The following is a 26,266-nucleotide window of genomic DNA, read 5'->3' as shown; positions in this document are numbered from 1 at the left end:
CCGCGCGCCGCGCCGCACTGGCGGGCGGCGGCAAGTGTATACGGATCGGCCGGCATCTTCACGCCGGCCGTCCGCCGGCTCAGGGCTGCACGGTCAGTTGACCGACCATCCCGGCCTGGTAGTGGCCGGGGATGTTACAGGCGAACTCCAGCCGGGTGGCCTTGGCGAAGGTCCAGGTCAGCTCGGCGCTCTTGCCCGGCTCGACCAGTACGCTGTTGGGGTCGTCGTGCTTCATCATCCGGCCATGGTCCATGCCGTGACCCATCTGGCTATGGTCCATCGACGCCATGCCGGTCGGGGTGAGCATCCCGGACTGCTGCATCTCCAGCATCTCTTTCTGGTGCTCGGCATGCATCGCCGCGTCGCCCAGGTTGAACTCGTGCAACAGCTTGCCTTCGTTCTTCAGCACGAAGCGGACCGTCTCGCCGGCCTTGACCTCGATCGCCCGCGGCTTGAAGTACATGTCGCCGAGCACCACCTCGATGCTGCGGCTGGCCTGCGCGGCCTGGGCCGGCTTGCCGAAGGCCTGGCCGTGGGCCGGTGAAGCCTGGGCGCTGGCACCGAAAAGCACGCCGAGGACGATCAGGGAAGCGGGAAGCAGGCGGCGCGGAAACATACGGGGAATCTCCATCGGGTTGATGTCGCCTATCCTGTGTCGCTGCGCCTGCCGGCTGGCTGTCGGGAGCATTACATCTTTGTCAGCTTGCCGCCGTTGCGGACCGCGAAGGCTAAGATCGCCCAGCGCCACCGACGGGCATAAAAAACCCGCCGACCGGAAACCAGGGAACCGGTGGCGGGTGAAGACGGGATCGGAGCCCTCCGTCATCCCGTGTGGAGCCGGGGGTGGAAGAACTGGCGATCAGCAGTTTTCCTTGTCCTTCTTCGTCGCTTCGGCCTGCTTCGCCAGTTTTTCCTGGTGCGCGGCACGAGCCTTGGCGGCCTGGGCCTGCATGCGCTCGAAGACGATGTCGCCGCCGCTGTCGGCCATGGCCGGAACGGTCGGGGCGAGGACCAGCAGGAAAGCGAGGGTGGAGGCAGTGAAGGTACGCATGGGAAGTCTCCTCGAATGAGTTCCCCTGTAGTCTGCGCGGGGGCCACTGTCGCCCCCGTTACCCACTGATTACGATGCTGTCAGAAACAGGTCGGCATGGCCGGCAAATGTAACGAGGGATGAACATGAAACTGCTGATCGTCGAAGACGAACCGCGCATCGGCCAGTACCTGCGCCAGGGGCTCGCCGAGGCAGGCTTCGCCGTCGACCTGAGCGACGATGGCAACGAGGGCGAGCAACTGGCCCTGGGCGGCGACTACGACCTGCTGATCCTCGACGTCATGCTGCCCGGCCGTGACGGCTGGCAGATCCTGCGCAGCGTGCGCGACGCCGGGATGACCGTACCGGTGCTGTTCCTGACCGCCCGCGATGCCGTAGAGGACCGCGTGCGCGGCCTCGAACAAGGCGCCGACGATTACCTGGTGAAGCCGTTCGCCTTCGTCGAACTGCTCGCCCGGGTGCGCACCCTGCTGCGCCGGGGCAGCCAGCAGTTGCAGGAGACCACCCTGCAACTGGCCGACCTCGAACTCGATTTGCTGCGCCGCCGGGTGCAACGCCAGGGCAAGCGGATCGACCTCACCGCCAAGGAGTTCGCCCTGCTCGAACTGCTGCTGCGGCGCAGCGGCGAGGTGCTGCCCAAGTCGCTGATCGCCTCGCAGGTCTGGGACATGAACTTCGACAGCGATACCAACGTCATCGAGGTGGCCATTCGCCGCCTGCGCGCCAAGGTCGACGACGACTACCCGCAGCGCCTGATCCATACCGTGCGCGGCATGGGCTACGTTCTCGAAGAGCGCGACGAATGAGCGCCGGGTTCGGCTCGCGGATGTCCCTCGGCGTCCGCCTGAGCCTGCTGTTCGCCGCCTGCACGGCGGCGGTCTCGCTGATCGCCGGGTTGATCTTCAGCAGGGCCATCGACGAGCATTTCGTCGAACTCGACCACCTGGCGATGTCCGCCAAGCTCGCGGTGTTTCGCGACGAACTGCGCGGCCTCGGCTCGGAACAGCAGATGCGCCGCCGCGAAGCGGAACTGCTGCGCGAACTGGCACGCCACCCCGACCTCGGCCTGCGCCTGAACGGCCCGGATGGCAACCTCTGGTTCGAGCGCCTGCCGCAGCCTGCGCATCCCGGCCTGCCCGCCAACCGCGAACTCGGCGCCCCGCTGGAGCCCGGCAACGACGCTTCGCCGCGACTTACCGTGATCCTCGACATCAGTCATCACCAGCACTTCCTGCAACGCATGCGCCAGTTGATCTGGCTGACCATGAGCCTGTCGGCGCTGGCCACGGCGCTGCTCGGCGCCTGGGCCACCGGCGCCAGCCTGGCGCCGCTGCGACGGATGCGCGAAGTCGCCGCGCGGGTTTCCGCCAACTCCCTCACCACCCGCCTCGACGCCAGCCGGATGCCAGAGGAGCTGCGCGGACTGGCCGGCGAGCTGAACGCCATGCTGGCGCGCCTGGAAGAAGCCTTCCAGCGCCTCTCGGCGTTCTCCGCCGACATCGCCCACGAGTTGCGCACCCCGCTCACCAGTCTGCTGACCCAGACCCAGGTGGTATTGTCCCGCCCACGCTCGCTGGAGGATTATCGCGAGGCCCTGCACGGCAACCTCGAGGAGCTGGAACGGCTCACCGCGATGGTCAACGACATGCTGTTGCTGGCCAAGGCCGACCACGGCCTGCTGGCGCCCAGCCGCCAGGCCCTGGACCTGGGCGCGGAAGTCGACTCGCTGCTGGAGTTCTACCAGCCGCTGGCGGAAGACCGCGACATCCGCCTGCTGCGCGAAGGCAGCCTGAGCCTGCCCGGCGACCGCGGCATGCTGCGGCGGGTGCTGGCCAACCTGCTGGACAACGCCCTGCGCTTCACCGCCGATGGCGGCGAGATACGTATCCGTCTCGGCGACCGACGCCTGAGCGTGGAGAACCAGGGTCCGGCGATTCCTCCCGAGCGCTTGCCGCGCCTGTTCGACCGGTTCTATCGTGCCGATCCGGCGCGCCGCGAAGGCCAGGGTGAACACGCCGGGCTCGGCCTGGCGATCTGCCGCTCCATCGTCCAGGCCCACGGCGGCGAGATCCGCTGCGAGTCTGCCGACGGCTGGACCCGTTTCGTCATCGATTTCGCTCGCCCGCGCCGATGAAACGCGAAGCCCCCATGACGGGGGCTTCTGTTTCATGCCTTCGAGCGTTTCATTGGCGCATGCCGCGCCCGCTCACCAGCAGCCTTACGCAGCCGAGATAGAGCACCGCGGTGGCCAGCAGCATGAAGCCGATGGCCACGCCGATGCGAATGTCGGAGACGCCGAGGATGCCGTAGCGGAAGGCGTTGACCATGTGCAGGATCGGGTTGGCCAGCGACACCGTCTGCCAGAACGGCGGCAGCAGGTTGATCGAGTAGAACACCCCGCCCAGGTAGGTCAGCGGCGTCAGCACGAAGGTCGGGATGATCGAGATGTCGTCGAAGTTGCGCGCGAACACCGCGTTGATGAAACCGCCCAGGGAGAAAATGGTCGCGGTAAGCACCACCACCAGCACCGTGATGCCTAGGTGGTGCACCTGCAGCTTGGTGAAGAACAGCGACAGCATGGTCACGATCACCCCCACCGCCAGGCCGCGCAGCACACCGCCGATGGTGTAGCCGAGGAGGATGGTGTGCGGCGATACCGGCGACACCAGCAGCTCCTCCACCGAGCGCTGGAACTTGCTGCCGAAGAAGCTCGACACCACGTTGCCGTAGGCGTTGGTGATCACCGACATCATGATCAGGCCGGGCACGATGTATTCCATGTAGGTGAAGCCGCCCATATCGCCGATCTGGCGGCCGATCAAATTGCCGAAGATCACGAAGTACAGGACCATGGTGATCGCCGGCGGCAGCAGGGTCTGCGGCCAGATCCGGGTGAAGCGGCGCACCTCGCGGTAGACGATGGTGTTCAGGGCGACCAGGTTGGCGCTCAGCTCGCTGCTCATCGGGCGATCCTCGTCAGGTTCTTCTCCACCAGCGACACGAACAGCTCCTCCAGGCGATTGGTCTTGTTGCGCAGGCTCAGTACCTCGATGCCTTGTGCGCCCAACTGGGCGAACAGATCGTTGATGCCCTGGCTTTTCTCCACCTGCACTTCGAGGGTGTGATCGTCCACCAGCCGCGTCGGGTAGCCGTCGAGAGTCGGCGGCAGGGCCTGGACGTTCTTCAGGTCGAGCAGGAAGGTTTCCGAATGCAGGGTCATCAGCAGGTCGCGCATGCTGGTGTTCTGCACGATCTCGCCGTGGTCGATGATGGCGATGTTGCGGCAGAGCTGCTCCGCCTCTTCCAGGTAGTGGGTGGTGAGGATGATGCTGATGCCTTCCTGGTTGAGTTCTGTGAGGAAGCTCCACATCGAACGACGCAGCTCGATGTCGACCCCGGCGGTGGGCTCGTCGAGGATCAGCAGGCGCGGCTGGTGGACCAGTGCGCGGGCGATCATCAGGCGCCGCTTCATGCCGCCGGAGAGCATCCGCGAGGCTTCGTTGCGCTTGTCCCACAGGCCCAGTTGGGTCAGGTAGCGCTCGGCGCGCTCCTTGGCGATCTTCGCCGGGATGCCGTAGTAGCCGGCCTGGGTCACGACGATGTCGAAGACCTTCTCGAACTGGTTGAAGTTGAACTCCTGCGGCACCACGCCAAGGCAACGCTTGAGGCCGGCCGGGTCCTTGTCGAGGTCGTGGCCGAACACCGAGACCGAACCGCTGGTCTTGTTCACCAGGGTCGAGAGAATCCCGATGGTGGTGGACTTGCCCGCGCCGTTGGGGCCGAGCAAGGCGAAGAAATCACCTTCGGCGACGTCCAGGTCGATGCCCTTGAGGGCCTGGAAACCGTTGCCGTAGGTTTTCGTCAATTGACGGATGGACAGGGCGGAACTCATTAGGCTTCCCGTGTCGGAAGGTGAAGAGGAAGAGCTAGATAAGGCTACGGGTAACAAAATGCAACAGTAGCCGGCTCAGGTCAGTTCGGTCATTACCGCGGTGCGGAACGCCGGGCGCTCGCGCAAGCGCAGGTACCAGGCCTCGAGGTGGGGCAGCGGCGGGCGCTCGATGGGCATCTCGAACCAGGCGTAGATGAAACAGCCCAGGGGAATGTCACCCATGCCGAAGCGTTCGCCGGACAGCCAGGGTTGGCCGGCCAGGGTCTGGTCCGGCACCCGCAGCAACTCGCCGCAGGTCTGCAGCGCCTTTGCGATCAGGGCCTCGTCGCGTTGCTCCGGCGGCGTACGCAGCGTTCCCCAGAACAGGTCGCGGAACGGCCCGGCGAGAGTCGAGGTGGTCCAGTCCATCCACTTGTCGGCGTCGGCGCGGCGCACCGGGTCCTGCGGATAGAGGTCGCCCGGCGCATAGCGGGCGGCCAGGTAGCGGACGATGGCGTTGGACTCCCAGAGGACGAAGCCGTCGTCCTCGATCACCGGCACCCGACCGTTCGGGTTCATCGCGCGGAACGCCGGCTCATCCACCAGGCCGAACGCCCCGCCGGCATCCACCGTCCGGTACTCCAGGCCAGCCTCCTCGGCGCACCACAGCGCCTTGCGCACATTGCTCGAGTTCTTCCGGCCCCAGATGGTCAACATACTCTGCGTTCCCTCTTCGGTTGATGCGGCGGATGGGTCGCCGGAGCGCCCGGACGACATGCCGCACCCTACCGAGGATGGACCGAAGAAGGAAGACGCGCCGGCTGATGGTGACTATCGACGCCCTTCATCTTGTCCGGCCTCGGCCTGGAAATCGCCGCCCAGGGCCAGCGGGCGGCCGGAGAACAGGTGCGGATAGTGCTGCTGCAGGTGAGAGAAGAACAGTTCCTCCGGCAGGTCGGCGAACTGGCCGTGATCGGCCAGGTATTCCATGTAGCGCTCGCCCTGGCGGTTGAACGGATGGAAGACGCTGTCGGCGACGCCGTCGAACTCCAGCGGAGCGACGTCGAAGGCGCGGCACAAGGCACGGTTGAACGCCGGGGTGGCCTTCACCCAGCGGCCCTCGAGGTACAGCTCGGTATAGCCGTGCATGGCGAACACCTCGCTGCGCAGCGCTTCCAGCAGGCGCGGCGTGGCCAGGTGGTTGCGCACGTCGGCCAGGCCGATCCGCGCCGGAATCCGGCAATGCCGGGCGCAGGCGGCGAGCAGGATGGCCTTGGGCACGCAATAGGACTCGCCCTGCTGCAGGGCGTGGCTGGCCTTCAGGGTCTGCGGATCGCGGCTGAACACGTAGGGGTTGTAGCGCACCCCGTCGCGTACCGCGTAGTACAGCGCGACTGCCTGGTCACGCGGTTTCGCCGAGTTCCCCCGGGATTTTTCCGCGAACTCCACCACCACGGGGTGGTCACTATCCACGAAGCGGCCGGATTGTAGGTAGGACTGCATGGCGGGCTCCCGGCGGGCAATTTGTCCCAGTCTAAACGGGAAGTTTTCGCCTATAACGTGACAAACCGGCCAAGCTGACCGGCCCTGCCGCCAAACGGCGGCAAACGGGCTAAGCTCGAGACGCCGCCTGGCGTCTTCATGGAGGATTCCGCATGTTGTTGCTCTGGTTAGTCGTACTGGTACTCGGTGTCGCTTACCTCGCCCATCGGCGTACCCCACCCGCTCCCGCGCTCGGCATCAGCGCCGCCTACCTGATCCTGATGGGCGTGTTCAGCCACGCGCCCGGCTGGCTGCTGCTGGTCTTCTGGCTGCTCTGGCTGGCGGTGGCGCTTCCCCTCGCCCTGCCCGACCTGCGCCGGCGCGTGCTCAGCGGTCCGCTGTTCGCCTGGTTCCAGAAAGTCCTGCCGCCGATGTCCGACACCGAGCGCGAGGCCATCGAGGCGGGCACCGTGTGGTGGGATGGCGAATTGTTCAGCGGCCGCCCGGACTGGCAGAAACTGCTCGACTACCCCAAGGCGCAACTCACCGAAGAAGAGCAGGCCTTCGTCGACGGCCCGACCGAAGAACTCTGCGCCATGGTCAGCGACTGGGACATCGGCCAGCGCATGGACCTGCCGGAAGAAGCCTGGGCCTTCATCAAGCAGCACGGCTTCTTCGGCCTGATCATTCCCAAGGAGTACGGCGGCAAGGGCTTCTCCGCCTTCGCCCACTCACAGGTGGTGATGAAGCTCGCCACCCGTAGCGGCGACCTGGCCTCGACGGTGATGGTGCCGAACTCCCTCGGCCCGGCCGAGCTGCTGCTCCACTACGGCACCGACGAGCAGCGCCAGCGCTACCTGCCGAGCCTGGCCAAGGGCGACGACATCCCCTGCTTCGCCCTCACCGGCCCCTACGCGGGCTCCGATGCCGGCGGCATGACCGACGTCGGCATCGTCTGCAAGGGCGAATGGGAAGGTCGCGAGGTGCTCGGCCTGCGCCTGACCTGGGAAAAGCGCTACATCACCCTCGGCCCGGTGGCCACCCTCCTCGGCCTGGCCTTCAAGTGCCACGACCCGGACCATCTGCTGGGCGACGAGGAGGACCTGGGCATCACCCTGGCGCTGATTCCCACCGACACCCCCGGGGTCGAGATCGGCCGCCGCCACGTGCCGCTGGGCGCCGCCTTCATGAACGGTCCGAACTCCGGCAAGGACGTGTTCGTGCCGCTGGAGTACATCATCGGCGGGCAGGAAATGATCGGCAAAGGCTGGATGATGCTGATGAACTGCCTATCGGTCGGACGCTCCATCTCGCTGCCGGCGGTGGGCACCAGCGCTGGCAAGGCCAGCAGCTACGTCAGCGGTCGCTACGCTCAGGTCCGCGAGCAGTTCAACGTGCCGATCGCCGCCTTCGAAGGCATCCAGGAGGCGCTCGCCCGCATCGGCGGCAACGCCTGGCTAATGGACAGCGCGCGAATCCTCACCGCCAACGCGGTGGACCTCGGCGAGAAGCCCTCGGTGCTTTCGGCGATCCTCAAGTACCACCTCACCGAGCGCGGCCGCGAGTGCATCGCCCATGCCATGGACATCCATGGCGGCAAGGGCATCATCATGGGCCCGAACAACTACCTGGGTCGTTCCTGGCAGGGCGCGCCGATCTTCATCACGGTGGAAGGCGCGAACATCCTCTCGCGCAACCTGATGATCTTCGGCCAGGGCGCGATCCGTTGCCATCCGTACGTACTCAAGGAAATGGAACTGGCCCAGCGCGAGGACAAGGACCAGGCCGCCCGCGAGTTCGACGCGCTGCTGGTGAAGCACATCGGCTTCGCCGTCGGCAACGCCGCCAGCAGCTTCCTCCTCAGTCTCAGCTGCGGCCACCTCGGCAACGCGCCCGGCGACCGCATCAGCCGTCCCTACTTCCGCGCGCTGAACCGCCTGGCGGCGTCCTTCGCCCTGCTCGCCGACTTCAGCATGATGCTGCTGGGCGGCGAACTGAAGCGCAAGGAACGCCTCTCCGCGCGTCTCGGCGATGTCCTCAGCTATCTCTACCTGGGCTCGGCGGCGCTCAAGCGCTACCACGACCTGGGCAACCCGGACTACCTGCATCCGCTGCTGCGCTGGGCCATGGAGGAAAACCTCGGCAAGGCCGAGGCGGCGCTGGAGGACCTGCTGAACAACTTCCCCAGCCGCTTCTTCGGCTGCGCGCTGAAGGTCCTGGTACTGCCGTTCGGCCGCCGGCACAAAGGGCCGGGCGACGAACTGGACGCCGAGATCGCGGAAATCCTCGGCCGTCCGGACGACGACCCGGCGTTGCAGGCGATCCTCGCTGGCGCGTTCCTGCCGAAGGACCCGCAGGACCCGGTCGGTGCCCTCGCCCACGCCTTCGACGCGGTACGCGAAAGCGCCGCGCTGGAGAAAACCCTGCACAAGGCGATCAAGGAAGGCAGGGTCCAGCCGCAAGCGGGGCAGAACCCGATCGATGCCGGCGCCGCCGCCGGCGTGCTGAGCGCCGAGCAGGCGCAAGCCCTGCACCAGGCCGAAGCGGCACGGCGCAAGGTGATCGACGTCGACGACTTCGCCAAGGAGGAACTGCAACTGGCCGACGGCAGGATCCGCTGACACTCCGCGGCAAAGCGACGGTCGCAACCGACAAAGGCGCCTTCCGGCGCCTTTGTCGTCTTCACCCACCCAAACCCGGGCGATTGGCTAGAATCGACGGGCACATCCCTGACGTACGGGAGGCCATCATGCTCAAGCTACTTGCCACCGGCCTGGCAGCCTCGTTTCTCCTCCTGCCCCCGGCGCAGGCCGCACCGCCTGCGCCCTATGGCGTGCAGCCGCACCAGCAGGCGGTGCAGCGCGCCGGCGAACAGCGCCAACGCCAGCTCCAGGAACAGCGCCAGCGCTTCGACGAACAACGCCTGCAATTGCAGCAGGATCAACTGCAACGCCAGCAGCAGAATTTGCAGCGGCAACGGCAGCAGCGACAGATGCAGGACAACCTGATCCGCCAGCAGCAACTGGACCAGCAGCGCTGGCGCCTGGAGCAGGACCAGCGGCGCCTCGATAGCGAACGCCGGCAACTGGAAAACCGCCGGCGCCAGAGCCAGTCCCCGGCGATCCGCTGAAACTGGCCGGCGCCGCGAAACCCTTTATACTGCCCAGCTTTTTTCCAGAGGACCCGTCATGGCCAACTCCTACCTCGAGCACCACCTCGCCCTGCTCCAGCACCTGCGCAACATCCTCGGCGCCCTGGGCGAGGCCGAGCAGGTGCCGGAAGAAAACCACGGGCTGTTCCTCGAGCGTTTCGACGAACTGATGGACGAACTGCCGCGCGACCCGGAAGGCGCCCAATACCTCGGCCAGGACCTGATTTCCCAGGTCTTCCACCGCTATCCGCAGATCGCCCACCTGGTACCGCGCGACCTGCTGTGGTTCTTCGGCGGCGATTGCCTGCACTTCATGCCGGACGAAGAGATCGACCTGTTCCAGCGCCTCGACGAGCGCCGCTACGAAGCCGAAGAGCGCGGCGAAACGTTCGACTGGAACCGCGAAAAGCAGTTGCTCGCGCTGCCCGAGGACAGCCCGCGGCACTGAGCCCGTAACGGCCACCGGCCGTCCCGCCCCGACCGCCATCCGTGCGCTCGGGGCCGCCTCCCGCCAGCCCAAACCTCGCTACCCTTTCCGAATAAAAAACGGACCGCCCGCCCGATTGCCGGAGCGCGCCGAGTCCGTACCTAGCAGTTCTGCCGGGTAGCCGGAGCTTCACACCCCTTCGCCGCACACGTCCCCACTGATTGCTCTGCAGCGAGCATGTCGTACCTCGCCGGAGCTGCCGATCAATCTGGCGAAGGCGCAGGCATGCACTCGAACGAGTCAACGGAAGACCGCTGTTCACGCCACTACACCCTGCTGCAACGGTGCCCGCTGCTGCACGGGCTGCCCGATCTGCTGCGGCACGTGGCGACCCATGCGTCGGAGCGCCGGTTGCGCGACAAGGACGTCCTGTTCCTCAAGCACGACCCTGAAGACTTCATCGGCCTGGTCCTCGGCGGACACCTCTATACCGTGCTCTACGGGCCGGACGGGCGGGAGCTGATCGTCAATGACATCCGTCCTGGCGAAGTGATCGGGGAAACCGCGCTGATCCAGCCGAACCGCCGCGAGACCTCCGCCTACGCCTCCGGCGCGGCGTCGGTGCTGATCCTCCACCGACGTCACTTCGCCCCGTTGATCGCCGACACGGAATTCCTCAACCGCGCGCTGGCCCTCCTCTGTTCGCGCCTGCGCGAAGCCTCCGGTTTCGTCGAGAGGGTCTGCCTGCATCGCCTGGAGTCGCGCCTGGCGCGCCATCTCCTGGCCAGCCTGGCGAGCGAACAACCCGAGGGAGCCTGCGCGACGCTACCGACCAACCAGAGCATCCTAGCAGCGATGCTCAACGCCAGCCGGCCGAAGCTCAACGCGCAACTGCAAATATGGAAACGCGAAGGGCTGATCAGCTGCCGCAACGACCGGATCCTGATCAACGACCTCGGTCGCCTGCGACGCAAGGCCGAACTACCAGCCGCGCCCCTGTCACCCAGGTAACAGCCTCGCCCACCGCCCGCCTCACAGACTGCTCGCCGACACGAGCAACCAGGGAGGTAGCGGTTATGGATCGTCCGAATCAGCCAGGCGGCAACGAAACCGGTTCCGATCGCCTGTTCGAGGAAAGCTGGCGTGCCGCGCAGGCTGGCCTGCGCAAACGCGCACAACGCCTTGCGCGCGGCAACAGCCATCGGGCCGAAGAATGGCTGTCGAGCACCGCGGTCAAGGCGCTGCTGTTCCTGCGCCAGTCACCGGAGCGGGTACGCGACCCCCAGGGCTTCCTGTTCCTGGTCCTGGAACACGTCTACCTGGACAGCGCGCGCCACCAGATCCGCGAGGACCGCCTCATCGACCGCGGCATCGACCTGCACGATGGCCAGTTGGAGCGCTTCGCCGCCGTCGGCTCGCCGCTGGAACGCCTGGAGCAGCTGGAACGTCTCGACCAGGTGGACAAGGCCCTGGCCTCGCTGTCGCGCCAACAGCAGCAGCTCTTCGAACTGCGCTTCATCGAGGAACTGCCCTATGCCGACATCGCCAGCCAGCTCGGCATAGCCCCGCCGCTGGTGCGCAAGCGCGTGCAGTTGCTGCGCTCGCGGCTGAGCGCCGACTTTTTCGCCGGCGACGTTTCACAAGACAGACGCAGCCGCGTTCATTCCTGACAAGCGAGTCGAGGCCCGTGCGACCGGCCCCCTGCCCGACGAGCACCTGCCCATTCAAGGAGAGTCCCATGGCTGACCCCACGGCTGTGAATGCCCAGATCACCGATGCCGTCACCCAGACCAACGTCAAGGTGGTCGCCGAAGCCCCGGCCCAGGCCATCGCCGCGCTCTACCAGATCGCCAGCCATTCCGCCGGCCTGTCCCTGCAGAACGCAGTCTACAGCCAGCAGGCCCTGAACCAGATCTCCACCGCGGTGGTTTCCAAGGCGGTGTCGATGATCATGGCGATAGAAGACAAGAAAGGTATCTGACCCGCCCCTTGATCCCAGGAGTGCCCAGACATGTTCGGCTTCGGCAAGAAATCCGCGCCCGCGCCCGCGCCATCCGGCGACAGCGAGCAAGCCGCCGCCCCCGGCGAGGCCGGCCGGCAGACGCCAGCCAGCGGCGGCAGGGCGTCCGCCAACGGCGACGTGAAGCTGCCGTCGCGCCCTTCGCCGCTGGCCGGCATGAGCGAGCGCCTGCTCAAGCAGACCGAGGCGCCGCCGCCGGACACCAGCGCCCTGAACAGTCAAGTCGTGCAGGCGGTGCAGATGAGCAACAGCGAAACCGCCGGCTATGCGCCGTCGCAGATCGCCATCGCGCCGAACATGATGATCAGCCAGGCCTCCGGGCTGGTGGCGCAATCCGCCGCCAGCTACTTCGACGGAGTCAGCAAGATCGCCCTGGCCAGCCAGGCGATCCTGCTCCGGCAGATGACCCAGAACATCGCCGAAAACAAGCTGGCCCAGGCTGCCGAGGACGCGCTCGGCGCCCTCGCCACCGACCTGCTGATGGGCGCCGCCGCCGCGGTAGCCGCGGCGGCCGGGGCGATCGAGGCGGAATCGGCCAGCTTCGCCATCGACAAGATCGACCAGAGCATCGCCAAGTACAGCGAGACCCTCGCCAGTCGCGGCGGCAAGGACACCCAATCGTAGCCACCACCGGCGGGGCCGGCGGCGTCCGGCCCTGGCACAGGAGAGCCGTCATGGCCTATTTCAAGCTGGAAGAACCGGTCAGGTTCCATCGCTATCCCTTCGACTTCCATAGTCACTTCGCCGGCATCCTGCCGGTGGAAAGCAACAGCCGCTGGACGCGCGACCGCCGGGTCTTCCGCGTCGGCGAGCGGCAAGTGAGCCTGGAGAAAGGCCAGGAGCTTTCCCTGATCGGGCTGCTGATGAGTGCCCGCGGCGTCGCCCCGGAGGTCGACGGCAAGGCGCTGGAGGAGGCTCGCCAGGCCGCGCACTATGAGCTGTTCGAACTGGCTCTGCAGCGGATGGTCAGGCGCAATCCGTTCGCCGCGACCGACCGTCAGGGCTACCTGCGCGGCGAATGCGCGGCGGAGAACATCTATCTCGCCTGCCTCATCCTGGCGCAACGTTTTGGCCGGACCTCGCCGCCAGCGGCCATCGACCAACCGGCGATCTACCTCGGCACCCTAGAACTGCTCGGTGCGAGCGCGGTTCGCGACAGCGAGACGGACCAGTTCGTCCGCTACTTCAACCGCAAGATCTGGAGCGGCAACAAGTACACGCCGTTCGACGACGCCTACTGGGCCCGCGGCGCCATCCGCGATCGCCATCCGGGCGAATTCGCCTGCCTGACGCTGGGGTTCCTCCTCCACGAAGGAATCAGCCATACCCAGACGGCGACGGGGGAAGACGAGGTGGCCGTCCTCGATTCCCTGTTCGAACAATTCAACGCCTCCGAGAAGACCGCCTACCGCCTGCTCGCCCACACCGCGCATGGCTATGCCAGCGAAGCCGCCTTCGATGCCGAGCTGCACAGGATCCTCCGTCATTTCGAAATACAGCAGGGGCAGCCACCGCAGGCCCGGCTGGTCGGCATCGACCTGCTCGGCATGGAGACCGCTACCGGCCTGTACCGACAGTTCTTCGACTTCCTCCTCGGACAGGCCGCGGTGTTTCGCCGCTACCTGGACGGCAAGCCGGAAACCCGCAAGGTGGTCCTGCACATCCATTGTGGAGAGGGGACCGGGGTGTCCGACGACAACCGGTCGCTGTGCGGTTACTTCCTGCGCAACGCCAACGCGCTGGACGATTTCTACGCAGCGCTCTCCGCCTATGCCTGGAAGTGCTATGGCAACACCATCCGCCAGGGCAAGGCGCGGCTACGCGAACGGGAGAACCTGCAGGACCGTGACAAGGCGCCCAGCGCCCTCGCCGGCCTTTTCGACGAACTGTTTTTCGGCAACAGCCTGACCGCCTCCGGCCTGCGGCTACGCCGCTTCGACATCACCAGCGGGACTACCCAGGCCCTGGTCGCCTATTACGCCCGCACCAACGTCGTGAACCTCTGCCAGGCGCTGGCCAGCCGCGACGCCGACGGCAACAGCTACTACCGCCGCCTGCTGGAGAGCGATCTGTTCAGCCTGCGCATCGGCCATGCCTACTACTACCGCAACTATCTGGCCAGCAAGTTCCCCGAGCTGTGCTTCGACACCAACCTGGGAAGCAATTTCATTACCGGCGCCTCCGGCCTCTTCGACTCGCTGCAGGAATACCGCCTGAACCGTGGCCTGCGCCATCTCGATGGATACGTCGGCACCGACCAGCTCAAGGAACTCAGTCTGGCCATCGCCTACCAGGGCGAACAGCGCCTGGACCCACAACAGATGCAGTACGTCCATGCCCTGGCGGAAAGCCAGAGCGGCTTCGACGAACTGGGCGAACACCTCCCGGGTACACCCGGCTGGGCGAAACCCGCGCTGGAACAGTTCTTCGCAAGTCAGTGCGCGCTCTACCGCTCCGAGGAGGATCGCTACTTCCAGTTCGAAGCCTACCGGCGCCTCTTCGCCCAGGTCCTCAACTGGCGCTCCTATCTGCTGGGCGCCGACGGCCAGGGTGTCGAGCACTCCAACGTACAGGACGAAGCGATCCGCATGGCGCTCCTGCTCAACTATGCCGCCGCGGACCGCCACGGCCGGGTACCGGTCGCTTCGCTGGAGAATGCCCAACGCCTGCTGGTGCAACTGGGCAGCGCCTACTGGGAGGAAACCATCGGCGCCGTCGACCTGGCCGGCGCGCCCCATCGGGACCGAGAGCTGCAGCGCTTCGAAGGGTTCGCCGCCCCCGCCTCGGTCGTGCGCATCTCCACCCGCAGCAGTTGAGGAGCGACCGATGAGCGCCTACGCACGCTACATCAGACGCCGCGCGCTCGCCGCCGCGGACCGCCCGGCGCAGCGTTCGCCGGACGCCAGCGAGGAGGCACGGGACCAACCGCACCCCAGCAGGCCGGCGAGCGGAAAGCGCCTGCTGGAAATATCGGACAGCGATGCGGCCAAGCTCTTGGCCGTGCTGAAACTGCTCGGATGAGCACCCACCCCAGGAGAAGCGTCATGAAGGAAGAACTCGAAACCCTCGTCACCCAGGTCAAGGCACTCCTCACCGAATGCCTGCAAGGCTGGCTCCAGGCCCTGTCCCAGGGAGACAGCGTGGACGACCCGGCCAGCCTCGGACAGTTGGCGGTGCAGTTGAGCACCGCCTACAGCACCCTGCAGGCCGCTGCCGCCGCCTACCCCGGCGATACCGGCGGCAGCGCGCAGGCCCCCTCGGCGGACGGCACGCAGCAGTACTGAAGCCTCGCCACGACACCCCGCGCACCGCGCGTCCATCGCAGAGGAGTCCGCGCATGTCGATCTCGGAAGAATTGGGAAGGAATCTGGTCCAGCTGGCGCAACGCTGGCTGAAACGCCCCCTCACCAGCGAAGAACACGAGCAGTTGAGACAGTTCCAGCTCGGCCTCGGCAACGACGCCAGCAGCGATCCGGCCGTGCACGCGCGACAGCAGGCCGAACAGGTGATCGAGAACGGCCGGCAGCGTTCCGAAGGCTCCATCCGCCAGATCCTGCAGAACGTCCAGCAGGCCTCGACCCAGGCCCTCCGCGCCCAGGACAGCGGCGAGCAGGCGATTCTCGAGGCGGTCAATGCCGCCGGCAGCCTGGCCGAACTGCGTCCCGGCCACCTGCAGAGCGGCCAGGCAAGCGCCAACCAGTTGGTGATGTCGCAGATTGCCGACCGCCTGGCCAACCTAGTGAAGAGCGAGGTACGCCTGTGCTTCGAGCAGAACTTCGGCTCGCTCAAGCAGCAACTGGAGAACGCTATCGCCATCTTCAACCAGAGCAACCACAACACGTCCGCACCGCCGCCGGACAAGCCCGACCCGCCCGCCGCATGAGACCGCACCGACAAGCGCCCCGCCTCGCGGGGCGCTTGCATTTTCGCCGCCCGCCAGGCCTGGCGCCGACGGATTCACAACTCCCTGGCTGGAGCGTTCATCAAGACAGCACGACATGAGCCGTGCCGTTCACTCACAGGGAGTCACATCATGAGTTTTCCGACCGCAGTCAACGACCAGATCACCGATGCCGTCACCCAGTCCAACGTCAAGGTCGTCGGTGAGGCGCCAGCCATGGCGCTGGGCACCATCTACCAGACCATGGCCCACTCCACCGGGATTCTCTTCGAGAACGCGGTGAGCGCCCAGCAACAGCAGAACGCCCTGGCCCTGGCCGCCTCCAACATGGGCGTGATGCAGATCTACAGCCTCGACACCGCCGCCGATGCCGGAGCCACCGAGAAAGTCGGCCAGTTGGGCGTGGCCGACAACCTCACCAGCCTGCTGACCGTACTGAAATCCTTCACCTGAGCCTGACCCGCCGGGTCCAAGCAATCGCCGTACATCCTTCGCAATGATTCAGGAGAATCACCATGAGCTTCCCGACCGCAGTAAACAACCAGATCACCGATGCCGTCACCCAGTCCAACGTCAAGGTGATCGGTGAAGCCCCGGCCATGGCGCTGGGCTCGATCTTCCAGACCATGGCCCACTCCACCGGCATCCTGTTCGAGAATTCGGTAGCTGCCCAGCAACAGCAGAACGCCCTGGCCCTGGCCGCTTCCAACATGGGCGTGATGCAGATCTACAGTCTGGATACCAGCGCCGCCGGCGGCGCCACCGAGAAGATCGGCCAGTTGGGCGTGGCCGACAACCTCACCAGCCTGCTGACAGTGCTCAAAGCGCTACCCTGATCGCCACCGTCGCTACACCAGAGAAGGCCACTCCACGAGTGGCCTTTTTCGTCTCGACGATCGAGCGAGCAGATGCGGCGGGACAGCGGCCTGCCGAGGGGAACATGGGGGGAATCGGGAAAAGCACCAGGGCGGTGCGGATCGCAGAAACGAAAAAAGGGCCCGAAGGCCCTTTTCTCTTCGACCCAGGCCTAAACCTGGATCATGTTTGGAGCGGGAAACGAGACTCGAACTCGCGACCCCGACCTTGGCAAGGTCGTGCTCTACCAACTGAGCTATTCCCGCGTTACAACTTGTTGCCCGTTCGGCCGAAACCGAACCTTTGACGCCTAACTTTCACCAACCCCGCCGAAGCCAGGCTGTAGAATTTGGAGCGGGAAACGAGACTCGAACTCGCGACCCCGACCTTGGCAAGGTCGTGCTCTACCAACTGAGCTATTCCCGCAATGGCGTCCCCTAGGGGACTCGAACCCCTGTTACCGCCGTGAAAGGGCGGTGTCCTAGGCCACTAGACGAAGGGGACGCGGCCCGGAACTTACAACAGATATTTCCGGCTTCCAGTGTTTCGCGCTTGGCTTCACGCTGGAAGTGGCGCGCATTTTATGGAGCGTCCGGGGAGGCGTCAACCCTTCTGAGAAAATTTTTTTAAATCAAAGACTTCTGTGCAAATAATGAGCTGCTGCTATCAGTGGTAGCACCAAGACATTAGACTGAGAAAATTCTTACAGCGGAGTCCCAAGGTGTCGCCACTCCTCATTACCGCCCTCATCATCGGCGGGATCGCCCTCCTAATCGCCATTGGCTATATCAACCACGTGGTGGAAAACAGCAAGCTGGAGAAAGCGCGCCTGAAAGCCGAACTCAACGACCGGGTCCGGCGCTGCGCGCAGATTTCCGAGAGCCTTCCCGGCCAGTTCGTCAGCCCGTCGCTGAAGCTGTTGATGAGCCAGATCGAGCTCAGCCTCAGCGAACAGCAACTGGCACTGGAGAAGAAAGCCGATGCCGGGCTCAAGGCTCGTATAGAAGAGTTGCGCGCGCTGGTCGCCAAGGGCGAGTCGATCCCGGTGCGCAATCCGCCCCAGGCGATCCTGACCGAGGACAAGGCCAAGGAAGTCCGCTTCCTCTTCGAAGCCCTGCATGCCCAGCTCACCCGTTTCACCCAGGACGGCCACCTGCCGCGCAGCGAGGCGCAGATCTGGGTCAAGGAGATTCGCCACCTCCTGGTGCGCCTGCATATCGAGTTCTTCGGCAATCTCGGCCAGCAGGCCCTGCAGCAGAACGAACCGCGCCAGGCGCGCCTGGCCTTCGAGCGCGGCGCCCAGTACCTGCGCAAGCAGCCCGAGCTGGCGCGCTACCAGGCGGAGCTGCAGCAGATGGAAGCGCAGCTGGCCCGCGCCAACGCGATGGTGCTGAACAACAGCCAGCCGGCGAGCGAGGAGCCCAGCGAACTCAACGAGGGATTGAAGGCCCTCGATGCAGACGACCTGTGGAAGAAGAAGAACGTCTACGACTGATTCCGGCCTGCCCACGGCAGCCGTGCTATAACCCAGGCTCATATCGACCGAGGAAATCGTTATGAGCCTGACACTCTACGGAGCCCCGCTGTCTCCGTTCGTCCGCAAGGTCCGCCTGCTCCTGGCCGAAAAGGGCCTCGACTACCAGTTGGAAGCGATCGCCCCGTTCGGCCAGCCGGCCTGGTATCGCGAGATCAGCCCGCTGGGCCGCATCCCGGCGTTGCGCGACGGCGACCTGGCCCTCGCCGACTCCAGCGTGATCTGCCAGTACCTGGAAGAACGCTATCCCGAACCGCCGAATCTCCAGGGCGACGCCCCCGCCGGCCGCGCAGCGGTGCGCTGGCTGGAAAAATACGCCGACTACGAGATCGCTCCCCTGGCCACGCTGACGATCTTCCGCAACCGGATACTCAAGCCGGCGATGGGCCAGGCCTGCGAGGAGAACGACGTGCGTCGCGCGCTGGAGGAAAAGCTGCCAGCGCACTTCGATTACCTGGAAAACCATCTCGACGGCCGGGCCTTCTTCATCGGCGAGCGGCTGACCCTCGCCGACCTGGCGATCGCCAGCCAGTTGGTCAACCTGCGTCACGCCGGCGAAAACCTGGACGAGCAACGCTGGCCGGCCCTCGCCGCGCATTTCGCGCGGATGCTCGAACGCCCGGCGATGCAAGCGCTGCTGCCGGGGGAGCGACGGACCCTCGACAAGCTCGCAGCGAAAGCCTGAACGCGTCGCTCAGCAGTCCGTCAGGCGCAGGAATATCTCCACCAGGCCTTCGATCCCGGCCTGGTCCTCGGCGCTGAAGCGTCCCACGCTCGGGCTGTCCAGATCGAGCACAGCGACCAGGCGGCCGTCCTTGAGCAGAGGCACCACCAGTTCGCTGCTGGAAGCGCTATCGCAGGCGATGTGGCCGGGAAACGCGTGGACGTCGTCGACCCGCTGGGTCAGCCGGGTACGCGCCGCGGCGCCGCAGACGCCCTTGGAGAAGGGAATGCGGACGCAGGCGACCTTGCCCTGGAACGGCCCCAGGACCAGTTCCTCGTTGCGGTTCAGATAAAAGCCGGCCCAGTTCAGGTCGCCCAGCTCATGGAAGAGAAAGGCGGAGAACTGCGCGGCGTTGGCGATGAAATCACGCTCGTCGGCGAATAGCGCCTCGGCCTGCGCCGCCAGCAGGGCGTAGCCGGCCAGCCCGGCGCCAGATTGCTGCAGATCGATCATGCCTGGCGCTCCAGCAGTTGCTTGCCCACCCAGTAGCGGGAGAACTGATAGGCGCAACGGCCGTTGCGATTGCCGCGGCCAAGCGCCCAGCGGATCGCTTCCTTCTCCAGTTCCTCGCTCCAGCTCCAGGCCAGCCCGGCCTTCTCCGCGAGCACGTCCACCCAGTGGCGAACCACGCTGAGGAAATGCTCCTGGGTGAAGGGATAGAACGACAGCCACAGGCCGAAACGGTCGGACAAGGCGATCTTGTCCTCCACCGCTTCGTTGGGGTGCAGCTCGCCGTCCACCATCTTCCAGTTCTCGTTGTCGCTCTGCTTCTCCGAAACCAGGTGCCGGCGGTTGGAGGTGGCGTAGAGCAGCACATTGTCCGGCGCCTGCTCCAGCGAGCCGTCGAGCACGCTCTTGAGTACCCGGTAGTCGCCTTCCCCGGCATCGAACGAGAGGTCGTCGCAGAACAGCACGAAGCGCTGCGGCAGGCCTTGCAGTTGCTCGACCACGCGCGGCAGGTCGGCCAGGTGGTCGCGCTCGATCTCGATCAGGCGCAGCCCGGCGCCGGCCAGCTCGGCCAGCAGCGCACGAACCAGAGAGGACTTGCCGGTCCCGCGGGCCCCCCAGAGCAACGCGTGGTTGGCCGGCTGGCCGGCGACGAACTGGCGGGTGTTGCGTTCCAGTTGCTCGCGCTGCCGCTCTACGCCCAGCAGGTCGGCCAGGCGCAGGTCGAGGCTGACCTCCAGCGGCTGCAGGTAGCCACTGCGGCCGTCGCGGTGCCAGCGCGCCGCCAGGCTGCGCTCCCAGTCGACGGCTTCGCGTACGGCCGGCAGCAGCGGCTCCAGGCGCGCGAGCACGCTTTCGGCGCGGGCAAGAAAATCGCTCAATCGGGAATCCACTCTGTTCTCCTCGGATCGGACTGACGTCACGGATCGATCATCGGTTGCGCCCAGGAACCCCGACAGACGGTCGGGATGGGCTATGCTAGGCGGCAGAACCTCGCCAAGGCTGATCCCCGCCCCCATGGATATAGCGCTGACCCATCGCCTGTCGTTCAAACAGGCCAGCCTCACCGTGCTGGTGGCCTTTATCCTGGGAACCCTGCTCAGCCTGATTCAGGTTGGCGTCGATTATGCCAGCCAGGACGCATCCATCAATCGCGAAGTGCGCGCGCTGCTGGACGTCAGCCACAACCCCGCCGCGCGAATCGCCTACAACATCGATGCGGAGCTGGCCCAGGAGCTGGTCCTCGGCCTGCTGCGTTCGCCCGCCGTAGTCCGCGCGGAAATCATCGACACCTCCGGCCTGCCGCTGGCCAGCGCCTCGCGCGAACCCGCCGAAAGCCGCCTGCGGCCGCTCAGCGACTTCCTCTTCGGCCACAAGCGGGTCTACGAGGACCCGTTGCATGTCGACCATGCGCCGGGCGAGGCCCTCGGCGTACTGCAGCTGGAAATCGACACCTTCGTGTTCGGCAACGACTTCCTCCGTCGCGCCGGCATCACCCTGCTCTCCGGCTTCGTGCGCAGCCTGCTGCTGTCGCTGATCCTGCTGGTGCTCTTCTACACCCTGCTGACCAAGCCCCTGGTCAGCCTGATCCAGGCCCTCAGCGGACACGATCCACGCTCGCCGGCACGTATGCGCCTGCCCTGCCCCAAGGGCCACGAACGCGACGAGATCGGCGTGCTGGTGGAAGTCATCAACCGCCAGCTCGGGCGCATCTCGGTAGAGATCGAACAGCGCCGGGAGGCGGAGAACCGCCTGACCCAGTACCTGGAGGAGCTGGAAAGCATCGTCGCCGCCCGTACCGCCGAGCTGAAGGCCGCCAACGCGCGCCTGACGCTGTCCAACCAGGAACTCGAAGAAGCCCGCCAGACCGCTCTCGACATGGCCCAGGCCCGCGCCAGCTTCCTGGCCAACATGAGCCACGAGATCCGCACGCCGCTGAACGGCCTGCTCGGCATGCTCTCGCTGAGCCTCGACGGCCCGCTCACCCCGGAACAGCGCCAGCAACTGTCGATCGCCCACGACTCCGGCAAGGTGCTGGTGGAATTGCTCAACGACGTGCTCGACCTCTCCAAGTTCGAGGCCGGGCAACTGGTCCTGGAACAGATCCCGTTCGACCTGGGCGTCCTGGTGGAAGACACCGCCAGCCTCCTCTCGCAGAACGCCGCGGCCGGCGTGGAGTTGACCTGCCTGGTCGACCCCGCCCTGCCCGCCCAGGTTTCCGGCGACCCGACGCGGATTCGCCAGGTCGTCAGCAACCTGCTGTCCAACGCGCTGAAGTTCACCCGCCTGGGGCGGGTCGACGTTCGCGTGGAAGCCACCGCCGAGGGTGTGCGCATCAGTGTGCGCGACACCGGCATCGGCATCGCCCAGGAGGCGCTGGATCGCATCTTCCAACCGTTCACCCAGGCCGACGCGGGTATCACCCGCCAATACGGCGGCACCGGCCTCGGCCTGGCCCTCACGCGCAAGCTGTGCGAGGCCATGCAGGGCGAACTGACGGTGGAGTCGACGGTCGGCCTGGGCAGCCTGTTCAGCGTCGGCCTGCCGCTGGCACCGGTCAGCCCTCCGCTACAGGCGCTGCCGCTGCGCGGCCGGGTGATCGCGCAATGCTCGGCCAACAGCGGGCTGGCGCAGCTGCTGCAAACCTGGCTGCCGCGCTGGGGCCTGGAGTACAAGCGTCTGGAGACCGACGACAGCCTGCTCGGCCACTCGCTCGACGTACTGATATCGGATTGCCCGGACTGCCTGATGGGACTGCGTCCGAGCATCGGTACGCCGATCCTGCTGGTCACCGCCTACGGCAGTTTCCTCGAACCGGAGCTGGCCCGCCGCCTGTCGCCGTTGCGCCAACTGGCCAGGCCGCTGAGTCGCAACCAGTTGTACCAGGCCCTGAAACACGTGCTCGAACACACCGCCATAGCCCCGTCGAGCGCCTCGGACACCGCGGGAGAACAGCGCAACACCCGGGTCCTGCTGGTGGAGGACAACCCGGTCAACCAGTTGGTCGCCAAGGGCCTGCTGCACAAGCTCGGCTGCCAGGTATGGATCGCCGAGCACGGGCTGAATGCCCTGAAGATGCTGGAGGAGCATCCCATCGACCTGGTCCTGATGGACTGCAACATGCCGGTGATGGACGGCTACGAAGCGACCCGGCAGATCCGCGACAGCGGACGCTGGGGCGGCCTGCCGATCATCGCGCTGACCGCCAACGCCCTGCCGGACGAGCGCGAACGTTGTCGTGCCGCCGGCATGGACGACTACCTGGCCAAGCCCTTCCACCGCGACGAACTGAAGGCCATCCTCGACCGCTGGTGCCCGCTCACCGCGGGCGACTAGCCGGTCTCGCGACGACGGCTAGCCTCCCACCACCAGGCGAAAACGCGACAGCAACCCGCCCAGGCGCTGGTGCAGGTCGAACATCTCGTTGAGGTCGAAACCGGTGCTGCAGATCAGTTGCTGGCGCAGCGGAATGACCCGTTCGCGCAAGGTGATCCCTGGCACCGTCAGCGCCAGGTGCACCTCCCGCTCATCGTGGCTGGCGCGACGGCGATCCACCAGGCCGAGCTGTTCGAGGCGCTTGAGCAAGGGCGTCAGGGTTCCCGAGTCGAGCAGCAGGCGGTCGCCCAGGGCCTTCACCGTCGGCTGCTCCGGCGGGCTCGCATGCCACTCCCAGAGCACCAGCATGACCAGGTACTGCGGATAGGTCAGGCCGATCTGTTCGAGCAGCGGCCGATAGCCGCGAATCACTGCGCGCGAGGCGGCGTACAGCTTGAAACACAGCTGGTTGTCGAGCAGCAGCGATTCTTCGACGCCATCCGGCCTGGCGACTTTTCCCCGGGTGCTCATTCAAGCAGCGCCTCGATCGCCGAGCTCAGCTCCTCCGGCTTGGTGGTCGGCGCGTAGCGCTTCACCACCTGGCCATCGCGGCCGATCAGGAACTTGGTGAAGTTCCACTTGATGCCCTGGCTGCCGAGCAGGCCCGGCGCGCGCTTCTTCAGGCTGACGAACAACGGGTGGGCGCCGGCGCCGTTGACCTCGATCTTCCTGAACAGCGGGAAGCTCACCCCGTAGTTCAGTTCGCAGAACTGCGAAATCTCGCCCTCGTCGCCCGGTTCCTGCTTGCCGAACTGGTTGCAGGGGAAGCCGAGCACCACCAGTCCGCGCTCACGGTATTTTTCCCACAAGGCCTCCAGCCCCTGGTACTGCGGGGTGAAGCCACATTTGCTGGCGGTGTTCACCACCAGCAACGCCTTGCCGCCGAAATCGGCCAGGGTCTTCTGTTCGCCCTTGATGGTGGTGCAGGGAATGCTCAGCAGCGAATCGCTCATGGCTTGTCTTCCTTGTTGAGGGTGGGTCTCGAAACAAAGTAGCTCGCAATTCAATTGCACACAACTTGATTGAATGAAAAACGACCCGAACCAAAGACGGGTCGTCGCTCTCTAGCTCTCCCGCGGCACCAGCTTCAGCGAGGCCGAGTTGATGCAGTAACGCAACCCGGTGGGCCGGGGGCCATCCGGGAAGACGTGCCCCAGGTGGGCATCGCAGCGGCCGCAGCGGACTTCGATGCGGTGCATGCCGTGGCTGAAGTCGTCCAGTTCGCGGACCGCCTCGGCGTCCACCGGCTGGAAATAGCTCGGCCAACCGCTGCCGGAGTCGTACTTGGCGTCGGAGTCGAACAACGCCGTGCCGCAGCAGGTGCAATGATAGATCCCGGGGGTCTTGGTGGCGTGGTATTCGCCACTGAAGGCGCGTTCGGTACCGCCCAGGCGACAGATGTGGAACTGCTCTTCGGTCAACTCCTCGCGCCAGGAGTCCAGGGGTTTGTCGATCTTGCTCATCGGCTCTACCTCGCGATCTGAAAAATGCCCGGCGCTCCCTTTTCCGGGGGACGGGCCGCACGTATCATGCGTGCTCCTTATAGACGCCAGTCTGTCATCCGCGTTACAGCCTGCCAAGCCGCGATCCAGCGGGCTTTTCGCAGCCTGTTCCACGGTGTTCGCTCACTTCGGGACTCGACACATCATGCAGGTCAGCAAATCGAACAAGCTCGCCAACGTCTGCTATGACATTCGCGGGCCGGTGCTCAAGCACGCCAAACGCCTAGAGGAAGAGGGTCACCGCATCCTCAAGCTGAATATCGGCAACCCGGCGCCGTTCGGTTTCGAAGCTCCCGAGGAAATCCTCCAGGACGTCATCCGCAACCTGCCGACCGCCCAGGGCTACAGCGACTCCAAGGGTCTGTTCAGCGCGCGCAAGGCAGTGATGCAGTATTACCAGCAGAAGCAGGTGGAGGGCGTCGGCATCGAGGACATCTACCTCGGCAACGGCGTGTCGGAACTGATCGTGATGTCCATGCAGGCGCTGCTGAACAACGGCGACGAGGTGCTGATCCCCGCTCCCGACTACCCGCTATGGACCGCCGCGGTCAGCCTCGCCGGCGGCAAGCCGGTGCACTACCTGTGCGACGAGCAGGCCAACTGGTGGCCGGACCTCGAAGACATCAAGGCGAAGATCACGCCGAACACCAGGGCGATGGTGATCATCAACCCGAACAACCCCACCGGCGCGGTGTATTCCAGGGAAGTGCTGGAAGGCATGGTCGAACTGGCCCGCCAGCACAACCTGGTGCTGTTCTCCGACGAGATCTACGACAAGATCCTCTACGACGGCGCCGTCCACGTCTCCACCGCCTCGCTGGCGCCGGACGTGCTCTGCCTGACCTTCAACGGCCTGTCCAAATCCTACCGGGTGGCCGGCTTCCGCTCCGGCTGGGTGGCGATCTCCGGACCCAAGCAGCGGGCACAGAGCTATATCGAAGGTCTCGACATCCTCGCCAACATGCGCCTGTGCGCCAACGTCCCGGCGCAGCACGCGATCCAGACCGCCCTGGGCGGCTACCAGAGCATCAACGATCTGGTCCTGCCGCCGGGGCGCCTGCTGGAGCAGCGCAACCGCGCCTGGGAACTGCTCAACGACATCCCCGGCGTCAGCTGCGTGAAGCCGATGGGCGCGCTGTACGCCTTCCCGCGGATCGACCCGAAGGTCTGCCCGATCCACAACGACGAGAAGTTCGTCCTCGACCTGCTGCTCTCGGAAAAACTGCTGATCGTCCAGGGCACCGCCTTCAACTGGCCGTGGCCCGACCACTTCCGGGTGGTCACCCTGCCCCGCGTCGATGACCTGGAGCAGGCGATCCTGCGCATCGGCAGCTTCCTCAAGGGCTACCAGCAGTAACCCCCCGCTCCCGCGGCGCCGCTGGCGCCGCCCTACCCGGCGACCCATCCATGGACCTGCAGATCGACGACTTCCACAAGGACGCCGCTGGCGGCCTCCTGCTTCTCTACCAGGCGTTTCCGCGCAAGACCGCGCTCTACGTCGAAGACCTGATCGGCCGCGAGGCGCCGGACGAGTTCGGCCTGCCGAGCAAACGTCACCAAAGTTGTCTGGGCGCGTTGCTCTGGCTCGCCGAGGAAGGCTACCTGCGCTTCGCCAACACCATTCATTACGAGGCTCTCGACCAGGCGGTGCTCAGCGAAAAGGCCTTCCTAAGACTTACCCGTATCGTCCCCCGGGCCGCGGCGGCGCTGGCCGAGGCGCCGGCCAGCGTCCGCCGCGAACAGGCCAGCCTGGCCAACCAGTTGCGCCAGGCGCTGGCGCAGGGCGACGGCGAACGCCTGGCCGGGCTGACCCGCCTGCTGTTCGAGGGCAACCTGGGCGCGCAAGGCGACACAGTTTGAAATAGTCCCTCGATTGAATCGCCATGGACCGCCCCTTATATAACCCCGCATGATTATCAGGAGCCC

The 26,266-nt window shown here is 65.8% G+C and carries 31 protein-coding genes and 3 tRNA genes; 20 read left to right on the top strand and 14 right to left on the bottom strand.

Going from position 1 to position 26,266, the window contains the following annotated elements; genetic code table 11:
• Positions 1-79 precede the first annotated feature (79 nt).
• Both copI and ptrA read right to left on the bottom strand, forming a co-directional pair.
• On the bottom strand, positions 80-688 hold the full coding sequence (gene copI / locus VQ067_RS11575) for a copper-resistant cuproprotein CopI (protein ID WP_022580256.1): 609 nt from the start codon (positions 686-688) through the stop codon (positions 80-82).
• Positions 689-859: 171 nt separating this feature from the next.
• Positions 860-1,051, bottom strand: a complete 192-nt coding sequence (gene ptrA, locus VQ067_RS11570) for a T3SS anti-activator PtrA (protein ID WP_003090881.1) — start codon at positions 1,049-1,051, stop codon at positions 860-862.
• 125 nt (positions 1,052-1,176) lie between these two features.
• Between ptrA and VQ067_RS11565 the strand changes: the two genes are divergently transcribed.
• Together VQ067_RS11565 and VQ067_RS11560 are read left to right on the top strand one after the other, a co-directional pair.
• Positions 1,177-1,857, top strand: coding sequence for a heavy metal response regulator transcription factor (locus VQ067_RS11565; protein WP_003098784.1), 681 nt, complete (start codon positions 1,177-1,179; stop codon positions 1,855-1,857).
• Positions 1,854-3,185 (top strand): sensor histidine kinase, encoded by a 1,332-nt coding sequence (locus tag VQ067_RS11560; protein ID WP_033991720.1) that lies wholly within the window; start codon positions 1,854-1,856, stop codon positions 3,183-3,185. The genes VQ067_RS11565 and VQ067_RS11560 overlap by 4 nt, the downstream gene beginning before the upstream one ends.
• A gap of 49 nt (positions 3,186-3,234) precedes the next feature.
• Here VQ067_RS11560 and VQ067_RS11555 read toward each other — a convergent pair whose 3' ends face one another.
• The 4 genes from VQ067_RS11555 to VQ067_RS11540 all read right to left on the bottom strand — a co-directional run bounded on the left by VQ067_RS11555 (position 3,235) and on the right by VQ067_RS11540 (position 6,425).
• Entirely contained in the window at positions 3,235-4,014 is a 780-nt protein-coding gene (locus tag VQ067_RS11555; RefSeq protein WP_003090884.1) for an ABC transporter permease, read from the bottom strand.
• Entirely contained in the window at positions 4,011-4,943 is a 933-nt protein-coding gene (locus VQ067_RS11550) for an ABC transporter ATP-binding protein (RefSeq protein WP_003090885.1), read from the bottom strand. The genes VQ067_RS11555 and VQ067_RS11550 overlap by 4 nt, the downstream gene beginning before the upstream one ends.
• Before the next feature lie 75 nt (positions 4,944-5,018).
• Positions 5,019-5,639 (bottom strand): glutathione S-transferase family protein, encoded by a 621-nt coding sequence (locus VQ067_RS11545; protein WP_003108953.1) that lies wholly within the window; start codon positions 5,637-5,639, stop codon positions 5,019-5,021.
• A gap of 114 nt (positions 5,640-5,753) precedes the next feature.
• Positions 5,754-6,425 (bottom strand): transglutaminase-like domain-containing protein, encoded by a 672-nt coding sequence (locus tag VQ067_RS11540; protein ID WP_003119884.1) that lies wholly within the window; start codon positions 6,423-6,425, stop codon positions 5,754-5,756.
• Between the two features lie 152 nt (positions 6,426-6,577).
• Here VQ067_RS11540 and VQ067_RS11535 point away from each other — a divergent pair, with 152 nt between their 5' ends.
• The 13 genes from VQ067_RS11535 to VQ067_RS11475 all read left to right on the top strand — a co-directional run bounded on the left by VQ067_RS11535 (position 6,578) and on the right by VQ067_RS11475 (position 16,739).
• Positions 6,578-9,025, top strand: a complete 2,448-nt coding sequence (locus VQ067_RS11535) for an acyl-CoA dehydrogenase (protein ID WP_003108955.1) — start codon at positions 6,578-6,580, stop codon at positions 9,023-9,025.
• Positions 9,026-9,153: 128 nt separating this feature from the next.
• A complete protein-coding gene (locus VQ067_RS11530; RefSeq protein ID WP_003119883.1) occupies positions 9,154-9,534 on the top strand; it encodes a PA2816 family glutamine-rich protein in 381 nt (126 codons plus the stop codon).
• 58 nt (positions 9,535-9,592) lie between these two features.
• On the top strand, positions 9,593-10,003 hold the full coding sequence (locus VQ067_RS11525) for a PA2817 family protein (RefSeq protein WP_003090890.1): 411 nt from the start codon (positions 9,593-9,595) through the stop codon (positions 10,001-10,003).
• A 264-nt stretch (positions 10,004-10,267) separates the two neighbouring features.
• Positions 10,268-10,993 (top strand): Crp/Fnr family transcriptional regulator, encoded by a 726-nt coding sequence (locus tag VQ067_RS11520; RefSeq protein WP_003108957.1) that lies wholly within the window; start codon positions 10,268-10,270, stop codon positions 10,991-10,993.
• Positions 10,994-11,058: 65 nt separating this feature from the next.
• Positions 11,059-11,652 (top strand): RNA polymerase sigma factor, encoded by a 594-nt coding sequence (locus VQ067_RS11515; RefSeq protein ID WP_003090892.1) that lies wholly within the window; start codon positions 11,059-11,061, stop codon positions 11,650-11,652.
• A gap of 68 nt (positions 11,653-11,720) precedes the next feature.
• A complete protein-coding gene (locus tag VQ067_RS11510) occupies positions 11,721-11,963 on the top strand; it encodes a RebB family R body protein (RefSeq protein ID WP_003090893.1) in 243 nt (80 codons plus the stop codon).
• Between the two features lie 30 nt (positions 11,964-11,993).
• Positions 11,994-12,626, top strand: a complete 633-nt coding sequence (locus VQ067_RS11505; protein ID WP_003108962.1) for a hypothetical protein — start codon at positions 11,994-11,996, stop codon at positions 12,624-12,626.
• A 50-nt stretch (positions 12,627-12,676) separates the two neighbouring features.
• On the top strand, positions 12,677-14,818 hold the full coding sequence (locus VQ067_RS11500) for a hypothetical protein (protein ID WP_033991722.1): 2,142 nt from the start codon (positions 12,677-12,679) through the stop codon (positions 14,816-14,818).
• A gap of 10 nt (positions 14,819-14,828) precedes the next feature.
• The gene (locus VQ067_RS11495; RefSeq protein WP_021264258.1) at positions 14,829-15,023 is read left to right on the top strand and encodes a hypothetical protein; all 195 of its coding nucleotides are present in this window, start codon (positions 14,829-14,831) and stop codon (positions 15,021-15,023) included.
• A 23-nt stretch (positions 15,024-15,046) separates the two neighbouring features.
• A complete protein-coding gene (locus VQ067_RS11490; protein ID WP_003116567.1) occupies positions 15,047-15,286 on the top strand; it encodes a hypothetical protein in 240 nt (79 codons plus the stop codon).
• Between the two features lie 53 nt (positions 15,287-15,339).
• Positions 15,340-15,885: a hypothetical protein gene (locus VQ067_RS11485; protein ID WP_003090901.1), complete on the top strand. Its 546-nt coding sequence runs from the start codon at positions 15,340-15,342 to the stop codon at positions 15,883-15,885.
• Between the two features lie 150 nt (positions 15,886-16,035).
• Complete coding sequence (locus VQ067_RS11480) at positions 16,036-16,356, top strand: RebB family R body protein (protein WP_003108980.1); 321 nt, start codon at positions 16,036-16,038, stop codon at positions 16,354-16,356.
• A 62-nt stretch (positions 16,357-16,418) separates the two neighbouring features.
• Positions 16,419-16,739, top strand: a complete 321-nt coding sequence (locus VQ067_RS11475; protein WP_003108983.1) for a RebB family R body protein — start codon at positions 16,419-16,421, stop codon at positions 16,737-16,739.
• Between the two features lie 209 nt (positions 16,740-16,948).
• On the opposite strand, the gene VQ067_RS11470 is transcribed toward VQ067_RS11475, so the two are convergent.
• From VQ067_RS11470 to VQ067_RS11460, 3 genes are all read right to left on the bottom strand, one after another.
• Positions 16,949-17,024: transfer RNA gene (locus VQ067_RS11470), tRNA-Gly, on the bottom strand.
• Positions 17,025-17,108: 84 nt separating this feature from the next.
• Positions 17,109-17,184, bottom strand: a tRNA-Gly gene (locus VQ067_RS11465).
• Between the two features lie 2 nt (positions 17,185-17,186).
• A tRNA-Glu gene (locus VQ067_RS11460) sits at positions 17,187-17,262 on the bottom strand.
• Between the two features lie 217 nt (positions 17,263-17,479).
• Between VQ067_RS11460 and VQ067_RS11455 the strand changes: the two genes are divergently transcribed.
• A complete protein-coding gene (locus VQ067_RS11455; RefSeq protein WP_003090903.1) occupies positions 17,480-18,253 on the top strand; it encodes a hypothetical protein in 774 nt (257 codons plus the stop codon).
• 61 nt (positions 18,254-18,314) lie between these two features.
• Positions 18,315-18,977 (top strand): glutathione S-transferase family protein, encoded by a 663-nt coding sequence (locus VQ067_RS11450; protein WP_033991724.1) that lies wholly within the window; start codon positions 18,315-18,317, stop codon positions 18,975-18,977.
• A 9-nt stretch (positions 18,978-18,986) separates the two neighbouring features.
• Here VQ067_RS11450 and VQ067_RS11445 read toward each other — a convergent pair whose 3' ends face one another.
• Together VQ067_RS11445 and VQ067_RS11440 are read right to left on the bottom strand one after the other, a co-directional pair.
• On the bottom strand, positions 18,987-19,469 hold the full coding sequence (locus VQ067_RS11445) for a GAF domain-containing protein (protein ID WP_003090905.1): 483 nt from the start codon (positions 19,467-19,469) through the stop codon (positions 18,987-18,989).
• Entirely contained in the window at positions 19,466-20,356 is an 891-nt protein-coding gene (locus tag VQ067_RS11440; RefSeq protein WP_003090906.1) for an ATP-binding protein, read from the bottom strand. Before VQ067_RS11440 ends, VQ067_RS11445 begins: the two co-directional genes overlap by 4 nt.
• Positions 20,357-20,438: 82 nt before the next feature.
• On the opposite strand from VQ067_RS11440, the gene sagS reads away from it, so the two are divergent.
• Positions 20,439-22,799 carry a two-component system sensor histidine kinase/response regulator SagS gene (gene sagS, locus VQ067_RS11435; protein ID WP_003130830.1) on the top strand — a complete coding sequence of 787 codons (2,361 nt, stop codon included), beginning with the start codon at positions 20,439-20,441 and terminating at the stop codon, positions 22,797-22,799.
• 18 nt (positions 22,800-22,817) lie between these two features.
• Here sagS and ospR read toward each other — a convergent pair whose 3' ends face one another.
• The 3 genes from ospR to msrB form a co-directional block, all read right to left on the bottom strand.
• Positions 22,818-23,309: a hydroperoxide stress response transcriptional regulator OspR gene (gene ospR, locus VQ067_RS11430; protein WP_003090908.1), complete on the bottom strand. Its 492-nt coding sequence runs from the start codon at positions 23,307-23,309 to the stop codon at positions 22,818-22,820.
• Positions 23,306-23,791 carry a glutathione peroxidase gene (locus tag VQ067_RS11425; RefSeq protein WP_003090910.1) on the bottom strand — a complete coding sequence of 162 codons (486 nt, stop codon included), beginning with the start codon at positions 23,789-23,791 and terminating at the stop codon, positions 23,306-23,308. Before VQ067_RS11425 ends, ospR begins: the two co-directional genes overlap by 4 nt.
• 111 nt (positions 23,792-23,902) lie before the next feature.
• Positions 23,903-24,301, bottom strand: coding sequence for a peptide-methionine (R)-S-oxide reductase MsrB (gene msrB, locus VQ067_RS11420; RefSeq protein WP_003090911.1), 399 nt, complete (start codon positions 24,299-24,301; stop codon positions 23,903-23,905).
• 184 nt (positions 24,302-24,485) lie between these two features.
• Between msrB and VQ067_RS11415 the strand changes: the two genes are divergently transcribed.
• Entirely contained in the window at positions 24,486-25,697 is a 1,212-nt protein-coding gene (locus tag VQ067_RS11415) for a pyridoxal phosphate-dependent aminotransferase (RefSeq protein WP_003090913.1), read from the top strand.
• 50 nt (positions 25,698-25,747) lie between these two features.
• Positions 25,748-26,200, top strand: coding sequence for a hypothetical protein (locus VQ067_RS11410; RefSeq protein WP_003115276.1), 453 nt, complete (start codon positions 25,748-25,750; stop codon positions 26,198-26,200).
• The last annotated feature ends 66 nt before the right edge of the window (positions 26,201-26,266 follow it).

Source organism: Pseudomonas sp. KBN12P06040 (assembly GCF_037574965.1).
GTDB classification, from domain to species: domain Bacteria; phylum Pseudomonadota; class Gammaproteobacteria; order Pseudomonadales; family Pseudomonadaceae; genus Pseudomonas; species Pseudomonas aeruginosa.
The sequence above is the reverse complement of the archived record's forward strand: the minus strand, read 5'-3'. Positions and strand labels throughout refer to the sequence as shown.

Excerpts from the sequence above, each read along its gene's own strand:
- VQ067_RS11555 (WP_003090884.1), bottom strand. The coding sequence starts at position 4,014 with ATGAGCAGCGAGCTGAGCGCCAACCTGGTCGCCCTGAACACCATCGTC.
- VQ067_RS11490 (WP_003116567.1), top strand. The coding sequence starts at position 15,047 with ATGAAGGAAGAACTCGAAACCCTCGTCACCCAGGTCAAGGCACTCCTC.
- VQ067_RS11565 (WP_003098784.1), top strand. The coding sequence starts at position 1,177 with ATGAAACTGCTGATCGTCGAAGACGAACCGCGCATCGGCCAGTACCTG.
- VQ067_RS11475 (WP_003108983.1), top strand. The coding sequence starts at position 16,419 with ATGAGCTTCCCGACCGCAGTAAACAACCAGATCACCGATGCCGTCACC.
- VQ067_RS11560 (WP_033991720.1), top strand. The coding sequence starts at position 1,854 with ATGAGCGCCGGGTTCGGCTCGCGGATGTCCCTCGGCGTCCGCCTGAGC.
- VQ067_RS11425 (WP_003090910.1), bottom strand. The coding sequence starts at position 23,791 with ATGAGCGATTCGCTGCTGAGCATTCCCTGCACCACCATCAAGGGCGAA.
- VQ067_RS11485 (WP_003090901.1), top strand. The coding sequence starts at position 15,340 with ATGTCGATCTCGGAAGAATTGGGAAGGAATCTGGTCCAGCTGGCGCAA.
- VQ067_RS11500 (WP_033991722.1), top strand. The coding sequence starts at position 12,677 with ATGGCCTATTTCAAGCTGGAAGAACCGGTCAGGTTCCATCGCTATCCC.
- VQ067_RS11520 (WP_003108957.1), top strand. The coding sequence starts at position 10,268 with ATGCACTCGAACGAGTCAACGGAAGACCGCTGTTCACGCCACTACACC.
- VQ067_RS11445 (WP_003090905.1), bottom strand. The coding sequence starts at position 19,469 with ATGATCGATCTGCAGCAATCTGGCGCCGGGCTGGCCGGCTACGCCCTG.
- VQ067_RS11535 (WP_003108955.1), top strand. The coding sequence starts at position 6,578 with ATGTTGTTGCTCTGGTTAGTCGTACTGGTACTCGGTGTCGCTTACCTC.
- VQ067_RS11530 (WP_003119883.1), top strand. The coding sequence starts at position 9,154 with ATGCTCAAGCTACTTGCCACCGGCCTGGCAGCCTCGTTTCTCCTCCTG.
- VQ067_RS11480 (WP_003108980.1), top strand. The coding sequence starts at position 16,036 with ATGAGTTTTCCGACCGCAGTCAACGACCAGATCACCGATGCCGTCACC.
- VQ067_RS11415 (WP_003090913.1), top strand. The coding sequence starts at position 24,486 with ATGCAGGTCAGCAAATCGAACAAGCTCGCCAACGTCTGCTATGACATT.
- VQ067_RS11505 (WP_003108962.1), top strand. The coding sequence starts at position 11,994 with ATGTTCGGCTTCGGCAAGAAATCCGCGCCCGCGCCCGCGCCATCCGGC.
- msrB (WP_003090911.1), bottom strand. The coding sequence starts at position 24,301 with ATGAGCAAGATCGACAAACCCCTGGACTCCTGGCGCGAGGAGTTGACC.
- VQ067_RS11515 (WP_003090892.1), top strand. The coding sequence starts at position 11,059 with ATGGATCGTCCGAATCAGCCAGGCGGCAACGAAACCGGTTCCGATCGC.
- VQ067_RS11410 (WP_003115276.1), top strand. The coding sequence starts at position 25,748 with ATGGACCTGCAGATCGACGACTTCCACAAGGACGCCGCTGGCGGCCTC.
- VQ067_RS11495 (WP_021264258.1), top strand. The coding sequence starts at position 14,829 with ATGAGCGCCTACGCACGCTACATCAGACGCCGCGCGCTCGCCGCCGCG.
- VQ067_RS11450 (WP_033991724.1), top strand. The coding sequence starts at position 18,315 with ATGAGCCTGACACTCTACGGAGCCCCGCTGTCTCCGTTCGTCCGCAAG.
- VQ067_RS11540 (WP_003119884.1), bottom strand. The coding sequence starts at position 6,425 with ATGCAGTCCTACCTACAATCCGGCCGCTTCGTGGATAGTGACCACCCC.
- VQ067_RS11545 (WP_003108953.1), bottom strand. The coding sequence starts at position 5,639 with ATGTTGACCATCTGGGGCCGGAAGAACTCGAGCAATGTGCGCAAGGCG.
- VQ067_RS11525 (WP_003090890.1), top strand. The coding sequence starts at position 9,593 with ATGGCCAACTCCTACCTCGAGCACCACCTCGCCCTGCTCCAGCACCTG.
- VQ067_RS11550 (WP_003090885.1), bottom strand. The coding sequence starts at position 4,943 with ATGAGTTCCGCCCTGTCCATCCGTCAATTGACGAAAACCTACGGCAAC.
- copI (WP_022580256.1), bottom strand. The coding sequence starts at position 688 with ATGCTCCCGACAGCCAGCCGGCAGGCGCAGCGACACAGGATAGGCGAC.
- sagS (WP_003130830.1), top strand. The coding sequence starts at position 20,439 with ATGCTAGGCGGCAGAACCTCGCCAAGGCTGATCCCCGCCCCCATGGAT.
- ptrA (WP_003090881.1), bottom strand. The coding sequence starts at position 1,051 with ATGCGTACCTTCACTGCCTCCACCCTCGCTTTCCTGCTGGTCCTCGCC.
- VQ067_RS11510 (WP_003090893.1), top strand. The coding sequence starts at position 11,721 with ATGGCTGACCCCACGGCTGTGAATGCCCAGATCACCGATGCCGTCACC.
- ospR (WP_003090908.1), bottom strand. The coding sequence starts at position 23,309 with ATGAGCACCCGGGGAAAAGTCGCCAGGCCGGATGGCGTCGAAGAATCG.